Consider the following 9,363-nt stretch of genomic DNA (forward strand, 5'->3'; position numbering starts at 1 on the left):
GGGCATCAGTCGTCGAAGGGCTTCACGAGCTCCACGGACACGACCCGGCGGCGGTGCCGGCGCGAGACCTGCAGCACGAGCAGCTCCCCGGGGGAGAGCCACGGGTCCTTCTGCGGCAGCTGCGCCGCGAGCCGCGGGTCCATCTGCCGGGCGAGGACCCCGAGGGCGGTGGGCAGCACGGGCCGGTGCGTGCACAGGGCCACGGGCGCGTCCTTGTCCAGGACCGTCTGCACCACGGCGGCGGCCTTGCGGGGGTGGCGCCGGTGGGAGGCCTCGGTCAGCTGCGGGCGCTCGCGGACCTTGACCCCGGCCTTGCGGGCGTAGGGCACCACGGTGGAGAGGCAGCGCAGCCACGGGGAGGTGAGGACCCGCTCCGGGGACCAGGCCTGGAGCAGGCGGGTCACGGCCAGGGCCTGGCGCTTGCCGGTCGCCGCGAGCGGGCGGTCGCCCTCGGCGCGGGACCAGGACGAGCGCGGCTTGGCCTTGGCGTGGCGCACCACGATCGCGGGGCGGGTGGCGAGGTCGCCGGCCTCGTGCAGGGCCACGAGACGGTCCAGGGGCGCCACGTCGGAGCGGTTGCCGAGCATCCCCCGGGCCGTGTCCGGGTCGACCCAGCGGGTCTCGTCGACCTCCTTGCCGTCCGGGGCCGGCCGGGCGCCGGGGCCGAACTCCGCGGCCCAGTACAGGACGTCCTTGACGGAGTCGCCCACGGGGTAGCGGATCGCCGGCAGGGGGACCCCGAGGCGCGGGAGCAGCCCGACCTCCTCGCGCACCTCGCGGCAGGCGGTCTCGGGCAGCGTCTCGCCGTCGTCCTGCTTGCCCTTGGGGAAGGACCAGTCGTCGTAGCGGGGCCGGTGGACGAGGAGGACCTCCAGGCCCTCGCCGGCGCGGCGCCAGCACAGGCAGCCCGCCGCCAGGACGTCGGCCGGGGGCCCGTCGGGGCCCGGCTCGGAGCTGCGGTAGGCCGTGCGCGACGAGCTGCGCGACGGGATGCTCACCGTGCGGCTCCCGGTGCCGCGCTCCGCGGTCGTCGTCGCGCGTGTCCCGGCGGTCCTGGGCATGGTCGCTCTCCCGTCCCCTGTCCGTGCTGGCGGGCCGGGGGTCGTCCCGGTCCGTGGCCGTCGCCCCGGCGGGGACCCGGGAACCGGGCCGTCCGGCGGCGCCTGTCCGATGGTACCGGCCGCGCCGCCGCCCGGCCCGCGCCCGAGGGCCCGGTCACAGCGTCCGCAGCCCGGAGACCCGGCTGCGCAGCAGCCACTCCTGGACGTCCTCCAGCGGGCGGCCGTGCTCGTCGCGGTGGTGGCGGGTCCAGGTGCCGTCCGCGTCCAGGTGCCAGCTGCTCGTGGTGTCCGCGGCGTAGCGCTCCAGCAGCCGCACCAGGGCGCGGGCCTGGTGGGGGGCGGTGATCCGCACGAGCGTCTCGACGCGGCGGTCCAGGTTGCGGTGCATCATGTCCGCCGAGCCGATGTAGACCAGCGGGTCCCCGCCGTTGCAGAACGCGTAGACGCGGGAGTGCTCCAGGAACCGGCCCAGCACCGAGCGCACCCGCACCGTCTCCGACAGCCCCGGCACCCCGGGGCGCAGCGCGCAGATCCCGCGCACGACCACGTCGACCGGCACCCCGGCCTGGGAGGCCCGGTAGAGGGCGTCGATGACGGCCTCGTCGACCATCGAGTTGCACTTGACCCGGATCCGCGCCGGCCGTCCCGCCCGGTGGTGGGCGATCTCGGCCTCCACGAGGTCGATCAGCCCCGAGCGCACCGAGCGCGGGGCCACGAGCAGGCGGCGGAACTCGGTCTTGGGCGCGTAGCCGGAGAGCTGGTTGAACAGCCTCGAGACGTCCTCCCCGACCTCCGGGTCGCAGGTCAGCAGCCCGAGGTCCTCGTAGTAGCGGGCGGTGGAGGGGTGGTAGTTGCCCGTGCCGATGTGCACGTAGCGGCGCAGCCCGTGCTCCTCCTGGCGCACCACCAGGGAGAGCTTGCAGTGGGTCTTCAGCCCCACGATCCCGTAGACCACGTGCACCCCGGCCTGCTCGAGCTTGCGGGCCCAGGAGATGTTGGCCTGCTCGTCGAAGCGGGCCTTGATCTCCACCAGCGCGAGGACCTGCTTGCCGGCCTCGGCGGCGTCGATCAGGGCGTCGACGATCGGGGAGTCCCCGGAGGTGCGGTAGAGCGTCTGCTTGATCGCCTGCACCCGCGGGTCGGCGGCGGCCTGCTCGAGGAACGCCTGCACGCTCGTGGCGAAGGAGTCGTAGGGGTGGTGCAGCAGCACGTCCTGGGCCCGGGTCGCGGCGAAGACGTCGGCGGCCTTGGCCGTCTCGGCCGCGTTGAGGTAGCGGGAGGTGTGGGCCACGTGCCGGGGGTAGTGCAGCTCCGGGCGGTCGATGCCGGCGATCACCCCGAGCCCACGCAGGTCCAGGGGCGCGGGCAGCCGGTAGATCTCGGTCTCGTCGATGCCCAGCTCGGAGACGAGCAGGTCCAGGACCTCCGCCCCGATCCGGTCGGTGACCTCCAGGCGCACGGCCGGGCCGAAGCGGCGGCGCAGCAGCTCCTTCTCGAGGGCCTGCAGCAGGTTCTCGGCGTCGTCCTCCTCGACCTCGAGGTCCTCGTTGCGGGTGACGCGGAAGGCGTGGTGCTCCTCGACCTCCATGCCGGGGAACAGCTCGTCGAGGTGCTCGGCGATCACGTCCTCGAGCGGGATGAACCGCACCTGCCGCCCCGGCCGGGAGCCGGCCCGGGGCCCGTCCGCGGACAGCAGGCGGGGCAGCTGGTCGGGGACCTTCAGGCGGGCGAAGAGCCGCTTGCCGGACACGGGGTTGCGCACGAGCACGGCGAGGTTGAGGCTGAGCCCGGAGATGTAGGGGAACGGGTGGGCCGGGTCGACCGCCAGCGGCGTGAGGATCGGGAAGACCCGCTGCCGGAAGTCCTGGGAGAGCCGCTGCCGGGCGTCCTCGTCGAGGTCCGCCCAGCCCACGAGGTGGATGTCCTCGCGGGCGAGCTCGGGCCGGACGAGCTCGTGGAAGGCGCGGGCGTGGCGGGCCATGAGCTCGTGGGCGCGGGCCGCGATCTCCTCCATCTGCGCGGCGGGGGACAGCCCCGAGGCCGCGGGCCGGGCGATGCCGGTGGCGATGCGCCGCTTGAGGCCCGCGACGCGGACCATGAAGAACTCGTCGAGGTTCGAGGCCACGATGGACAGGAACTGCACCCGCTCCAGCAGGTGCAGCTCGGGGTCCTCCGCGAGCTCGAGGACCCGGGTGTTGAACGCGATCCAGCTGGCCTCCCGGTCGAGGAAGCGCTCGGGCCCGTGGTGGCCGTCGAGCACCTGCGGGACCGCGGGCAGGGGGTCGTCGATCCGGTCCCGGTCGCCGTGGCCCCGCGGGTGCCCGGGGGCGGCGCCGGTCCCGCCGGCCGCGGGGTCCGTGCCGTCCCCGGCCCGCGCGCCGGGCTCGGCGGCCCCCAGGGCGTCCCCGTCGTCCTGCCGCGGGGCGCTCACGCGTCCTCCCCGGTCCCGCGGGCCGGCAGCTCCCCGGCGTACATCACGTCGAGGTGCCAGGGGCGGAAGCCCAGCGCCTCGTACAGGCGCATCGCCGCGGTGTTGTCCCCGTCCACGTAGAGCATGACCTCGGCGGGCCCGCTGCGGGCCAGGTGGTTGACGCCGGCGGCGGTGAGCGCCCGGCCCAGTCCCGCCCCCTGGTGCTCGGGGGCGATGCCCACCGCGTAGACCTCGCCCAGCGGCGGGCGTCCGTCCTCGCCGGGATGGGTCTTGGTCCAGTGGAAGCCCGCGACGGTCCCCGGGTCGTCCTCGGGCACGGCCAGGAGGAACCCCGCGGGGTCGAACCAGGCCTCGGCCTCGCGCTCGCGCAGGTCCTCGAGACTCATCCGGCCCTGCTCCGGGTGGTCGGCGAAGGCCGCGGCGTTGACCCGCAGCCACTCCTGCTCGTCCCGGCCCGGCTCGAACGCGCGCAGCCGGAAGCCGGCCGGCAGGGCGTCGGGCAGCGGCAGGTCCGCGGCGCCGCGCAGCGGGCGCAGCAGCCGGTGCAGGTCGCGCACGGGCCGCAGCCCGTGGCGGGCGGCCAGCACCGCGGCGCCGGGGTGCCCGCCGTGGGCCCAGGCGCGGACGGAACCGGTGAGCTCCGCGGCGAGCGCGGCCGCGAGCGCCCCGCCCAGCCCGTGCCCGCGGTGGGCGGGGTCCACGACCAGCTCGACGACGGGGACCCCGGCGTCCTGCACGGCCACGGCGGCGCCGGCGAGCTCGCCGCCGGCATCCCGGCCCAGGACGGTGCGGACCCGGCCCGGACCGCCCGAGCGCAGCTCCACGAGGGTCTGGTCGGAGAACGGCGGGTCGCCGTCGGCGGCCGCGGCCCGGGCCGCGAGGGCGGCGAGCTCCGCGGCGGGCGGGACGGCGGGGCGATCGAGTCGGTGCGGCGCGGGCTGCGGCACGGGAGGGCCTCCTGCGGGCTGAACGGGTCGGGCGGGTCGCGCGGGGTGCGGCCCCGCTCAGGGGGTGCGGCCGCGGGCCGTGGAGAAGCTGTAGCCCACGTTGCGCACGGTCGTGATCAGGTTCTCGTGGTCGGCGCCGAGCTTGGCCCGCAGCCGCCGCACGTGCACGTCCACCGTACGCGTGCCGCCGTAGTAGTCGTAGCCCCAGACCTCGCTCAGCAGCTGGGCCCGGGTGAACACGCGCCCGGCGTGCTGGGCCAGGTACTTGAGCAGCTCGAACTCCTTGTACGTCAGGTTCAGCGGCTGGCCGTTGACGTGGGCGGAGTAGGCGGCGTCGTCGATGGTCACGGCCCCGGCCCGGATGAGCGTCCCGTCCTCGGTCTCCGGCACGGCGCCGCGGGCGGAGGCCAGGCGCAGCCGGGCCTCGACCTCGGCGGGGCCGGCGGTCTCGAGCACGACGTCGTCGACCATCCAGTTCGCGGCCACGGCCGCCATCCCGCCCTCGGTGAGGACCATCAGCAGCGGTGCCTCGAGCCCCTTCGCGGTGAGCAGCTGGGCGAGGTTGCGGGCGGTGATCAGGTCGCTGCGCCCGTCCAGCAGCACCACGTCGGGCTCGTGGCCGTCGAGCCCGCCCGAGACGGCGCGCGTGGGCAGCGCCGCCACCCGGTGGTTGAGCAGGTCCAGCGCCGGCAGCACCGAGGCCGAGGGTCCGTCCGCGTCGGTCAGCAGCAGGATCTGGAACACGCGGGTCTCTTCCCTTCGCCGGACGCAGTGAGCTGTCAGTATAGGTCGGCCCGTCCGCCGGTCCCGGCGCGCGGCGGGCCCGGGTGCGGGCCAGCCGCTATCGTGGCAGGTGCCCGGGCCGCCGGCCCGGGCCCGCCGGCTGCCCGACCGGGCCCGGACCGACCGTCCACGAGGTGCGCATGAGATACGCGATGATCGCCGCCTGCAGCGTCCTCACCCTGCTCGCGGCGCTCGGCGCGGTGGCGGCCGGTCCGCCCGTGCCGCTGCTGCTGGCCGTGGCGATGTCCGTGGTGATCGGCTTCGGCTGGCCCGCCGCCACCGGGATCCCCGCCCGGCACCGGCACAACGTCGTCATGAGCGCCGCCGGCGTCGTGGCGGCGGCCCTGGTGCAGGTGCTGCCCGGCCAGCAGCTCGTGTGGCTGCCCGCGGTCGTGGGGGTCGCGCTCATGACCGTCTTCCTGGCCGAGCTCGTGCGCGGGGAGGGCGCCGCCCAGCGGCTGGAGTCGGCGATCGCCTCCACGGCCGGGGTGCTGGCCGCCGTCAGCTCCTCCGGCTGGATCGCCCTCGCCGCCGACTACCGGGCCGCCGGGGCCGACCCGGGCCTGCTCGTCGGCGTCGGCGCGGTGCTCGCCGGGCTCGTGGCGCTCGTGGGCGCCCGGGTGATCGCCGCGGCCCCCCGGACCTCGCCGCGGCGGGGCGTCGTGGCCCTCGGCGTGACCCCCGTGGCCTTCCTGGGCGTGGGCGCCGTCTTCACGGCCCGCGTGCTGGGCGCCGTGGTAGCTTAGGCCCATGCTTGCACTCGAGATCTTCTACCTCGCCCTCCTGGGCATCGCCGGACTGTTCATCGCCGGGATCTCCCTCAAGGTGATCATGGGCCTGTTCAAGGGCCAGCACTAGTTCCGTGCCCATCGAGATCCCCTCGGATCTGACTCCCGAGCTCGTCCCGTTCGCCTGGCTGCTGGGCACGTGGGAGGGCGAGGGGTTCCTCGGCTACGGGGACGTCGAGCAGCGTCCCTTCCGGCAGCGCGTGAGCTTCGAGCAGAACGGCCTGCCCTTCCTGCAGTACCGGGCGGAGACCACGCTCCTCGACGAGGAGGGGCAGCCGCTGCGCCCGGCCACCGCGGAGCAGGGGTTCTGGCAGCTCGACCGCCCGCTCGAGGACGGTGACGTCGGCCCCGGGATGCTGCCGCCGGACGTCGTGCCGGTGCTGCGCGACGCCGAGGACGTCGAGCGGCTGCGCAACGCCGACGGCGGCTTCGACGTGCTCGTGACCCTCACCCACCCCGGCGGGATGGCGGAGCTCTACGTCGGTCAGATCAAGGGCCCGCGCATCGACCTGGCCACCGACGCCGTGGTCCGCGCCCGGGGGGCCAAGGAGTACTCGGCCGCCACCCGGATGTACGGGCTCGTGCACGGGGACCTGTTCTGGGCCTGGGACATGGCCGCCCTGGGGGACCCGCTGGCGACCCACGCCTCGGCCCAGCTGCGGAAGGTCGGGTGAGTGCCGTGACCGGCTACCGCTCCCCGCTGCTGGCCCGGCCCGGGGCCGTCGAGGCCGCCGGCGCCGACCGCGGCGTCGCCGCCCACTACGGCGACCCCCTGCGCGAGCAGCGCGCCCTCGAGCGCACCCCCGGCACCGTCGTGGACCTCTCCCACAAGGGCGTGGTCACGGTCACCGGTCCGGACCGGCTCAGCTGGCTGACGACCCTCTCCTCCCAGGTGCTCACCGGGCTCGCACCCGGGCAGGGCGCCGAGACGCTCTTCCTCTCCGTGCAGGGCCGGATCGAGACGGCCCCCCACGTCGTCGACGACGGCGCGACCACGTGGCTGGTCACGGAGGCCGGGGAGACCGCCCCGCTCGCCGAGTGGCTGGAGTCCATGCGCTTCGCCCTGCGCGTCGAGGTCGCCGACCGGACCGCGGACTGGGCCGTGCTCGGCGCGACCGGGCCCGTGCCCGGCGCCGACGGCCCGTCGTGGCGCGACCCCTGGCCCGGGATCGCTCCCGGGGGGTGGAGCTACGCCCACCCCGAGGGCCCGCACCCGGGGGAGCGGCGCACCTGGTGGGAGCACCTGGTCCCGCGCGCCGAGCTGGAGGTCCGCACCCGCGACCTGCCGCTGGCCGGGGTGTGGGCCGCGGAGGCGCTGCGCATCGCCGCGTGGCGCCCGCGCTGGGGCGCCGAGACGGACGAGCGCACGATCCCGCACGAGCTGGACCTGCTGCGCACGGCGGTGCACCTGGCGAAGGGCTGCTACAAGGGCCAGGAGACGATCGCCCGGGTGCACAACCTCGGCCACCCGCCCCGCCGCCTCGTGCTGCTGGACCTGGACGGCTCCGAGCACACGCTGCCCCCCGCCGGCGCCGAGGTGCGCGCGGGGGAGCGGGTCGTCGGCCGGGTCACCTCCGCGCAGCTGCACCACGAGGAGGGCCCGATCGCCCTGGCCGTGCTCAAGCGCACGACCGACCCCGCCGCGGTGCTCGAGGTCGTGGACGGCGACGAGCGCTGGGCCGCCGCCCAGCAGGTGATCGTCGCCCCGGACGCCGGGCAGGTCGTCGGCCGCCGCCAGGGAGGCTTCCTGCGCGGTCCCCGCGCCTGAGCGCACCGACCGCCCCCGGGGCCGTCCGCCGCCGACGGCACCACCTGCTCCCCGCGGGTCCCGCGCCTTCCCGGAGCGCGCCGCCCGGTCGACGGCGCCCCGGCCCCCGAGGGCACCGGGGCGCCGTCGTCACGCCGTCCGGGCGCGGGCGACCGGGCGCTCAGCGGCCGAAGAGCACCTTCGCCTCGTCCCAGCGGTGCTGGGGGACGGTCTTGAGCCCGGAGAGCGCCTCGTCGAAGGGCACCCGGACCATGTCGGTGCCGCGGATCGCGACCATCTTCCCCCACTGCTTCTCGTGGACGAGGTCGACGACCGACAGCCCGAAGCGGGTGGCCAGCACCCGGTCGAAGCCCGTGGGCGCCCCGCCGCGCTGGATGTGGCCCAGGATCGTGTTGCGGGTCTCGATCCCGGTCATCGCCTCGAGCCGCTCCGTGACGTACTCCCCGACCCCGCCCAGGCGCGGCCGCCCGGAGGCCTCGGTGCCCCTGCCGGCCACGACCTCGTCGATGCCCTCCGGGATGAAGCCCTCGGCCACGACGACCAGCGGCGAGCGGCCGCGCTCGTGCACCTCCGTGACCCACTCGGCGACCTGCTCCATCGGCACCTGCTGCTCGGGGATCAGCACGGCGTGGGCACCGGCGGACATCCCGGAGTGCAGCGCGATCCACCCGACGTGGCGGCCCATCACCTCGGCGACCATGGCCCTGTGGTGGGACTCCCCGGTGGTGCGCAGCCGGTCCATGGCGTCGGTGGCGATCTGCACGGCCGTGTCGAAGCCGAAGGTGTAGTCGGTGGCCTGCAGGTCGTTGTCGATGGTCTTGGGCACGCCCACCACGGGCAGCCCGGCCTCGGCCAGGCGCTTGGCCCCGGCCAGGGTGCCCTCGCCGCCGATGGCCACGACCGCGTCGACGTGGTGGCGCTCGAGCGTCACCGCGATCTTCTCGGGTCCGCCGTGGGGGCCGTCGTAGGGGTTGGTGCGGGAGGTGCCCAGGATGGTGCCGCCCTCGCGCGCGAGACCGCGGACCCGGGTGCGGGGCAGGTCCACGACGTCGCCCTCGAGCACCCCGCGCCAGCCGTCGCGGAAGCCCACGAACTCGTGGCCGTAGGTCTTGATGCCGTGCAGCACCGCGCCGCGGATCACCGCGTTCAGCCCGGGGCAGTCGCCGCCGCTGGTCATCAGTCCGATCTTCATCCGTGCAGTCTCCTCCGGGGTCGCCCGGCGCCGGACCACGGGTCGTGGGCGGTGCCGGGTGGCGGGCTCGTGCGGACCGGGCGCACCCGGTCCGCCCAGTCTAGTGAACGGGCCCGGCCCGGCCCCGGTGCCCCCGTCGCCCCCGTCGCCCCCGTCCCACGGGCGCCCGGTGCGGGCGCGCCTAGACTGCGGGGACGACGTGGCCCGCACCGGGCCGGGAGGAGGCACGCGGATGGCCGAGGGCGCGGACCCGGGACGGGAGAACCTGCGGGAGTTCATCGACAAGATCGTCGGGCAGGGCTACACGGTGCGCGACGGGCAGTCGCCCGACCCCGACCTGATCGACCCGGGCGGCTCGGCGGTTCAGACCTGGCGGGAGGACTATCCCTACGG

General features: G+C 75.9%; 8 protein-coding genes and 1 pseudogene. 4 read left to right on the forward strand and 5 right to left on the reverse strand.

Features of this window, described 5'->3' with window-relative positions; translation table 11 throughout:
• Positions 1 to 5: 5 nt before the first annotated feature.
• From LQU92_RS13765 to LQU92_RS13780, 4 genes are all read right to left on the reverse strand, one after another.
• Positions 6 to 998, reverse strand: a complete 993-nt coding sequence (locus LQU92_RS13765; protein WP_374229722.1) for an NUDIX domain-containing protein — start codon at positions 996 to 998, stop codon at positions 6 to 8.
• Between the two features lie 217 nt (positions 999 to 1,215).
• Positions 1,216 to 3,351, reverse strand: a complete 2,136-nt coding sequence (locus LQU92_RS13770; RefSeq protein ID WP_230781328.1) for an RNA degradosome polyphosphate kinase — start codon at positions 3,349 to 3,351, stop codon at positions 1,216 to 1,218.
• Between the two features lie 137 nt (positions 3,352 to 3,488).
• Entirely contained in the window at positions 3,489 to 4,439 is a 951-nt protein-coding gene (gene mshD, locus LQU92_RS13775) for a mycothiol synthase (RefSeq protein WP_230781318.1), read from the reverse strand.
• A 57-nt stretch (positions 4,440 to 4,496) separates the two neighbouring features.
• Positions 4,497 to 5,183 carry a response regulator transcription factor gene (locus tag LQU92_RS13780; protein WP_101851897.1) on the reverse strand — a complete coding sequence of 229 codons (687 nt, stop codon included), beginning with the start codon at positions 5,181 to 5,183 and terminating at the stop codon, positions 4,497 to 4,499.
• Positions 5,184 to 5,362: 179 nt separating this feature from the next.
• Between LQU92_RS13780 and LQU92_RS13785 the strand changes: the two genes are divergently transcribed.
• The 3 genes from LQU92_RS13785 (at position 5,363) to LQU92_RS13795 (ending at position 7,778) form a co-directional block, all read left to right on the forward strand.
• Positions 5,363 to 5,968, forward strand: coding sequence for a hypothetical protein (locus tag LQU92_RS13785; protein WP_058859394.1), 606 nt, complete (start codon positions 5,363 to 5,365; stop codon positions 5,966 to 5,968).
• Between the two features lie 116 nt (positions 5,969 to 6,084).
• Positions 6,085 to 6,684 carry an FABP family protein gene (locus LQU92_RS13790; RefSeq protein WP_230781319.1) on the forward strand — a complete coding sequence of 200 codons (600 nt, stop codon included), beginning with the start codon at positions 6,085 to 6,087 and terminating at the stop codon, positions 6,682 to 6,684.
• A 5-nt stretch (positions 6,685 to 6,689) separates the two neighbouring features.
• A complete protein-coding gene (locus tag LQU92_RS13795; protein WP_230781329.1) occupies positions 6,690 to 7,778 on the forward strand; it encodes a folate-binding protein YgfZ in 1,089 nt (362 codons plus the stop codon).
• 160 nt (positions 7,779 to 7,938) lie between these two features.
• On the opposite strand, the gene LQU92_RS13800 is transcribed toward LQU92_RS13795, so the two are convergent.
• Positions 7,939 to 8,970, reverse strand: coding sequence for a 6-phosphofructokinase (locus tag LQU92_RS13800; protein WP_230781320.1), 1,032 nt, complete (start codon positions 8,968 to 8,970; stop codon positions 7,939 to 7,941).
• 232 nt (positions 8,971 to 9,202) lie between these two features.
• Here LQU92_RS13800 and LQU92_RS13805 point away from each other — a divergent pair.
• A pseudogene (locus tag LQU92_RS13805) lies at positions 9,203 to 9,363 on the forward strand (polyphosphate kinase 2); the annotation flags it as partial.

Origin of the sequence: Kocuria sp. LUK (assembly GCF_021012935.1) — a bacterium.
In the GTDB taxonomy this organism is placed as follows: domain Bacteria; phylum Actinomycetota; class Actinomycetes; order Actinomycetales; family Micrococcaceae; genus Kocuria; species Kocuria flava.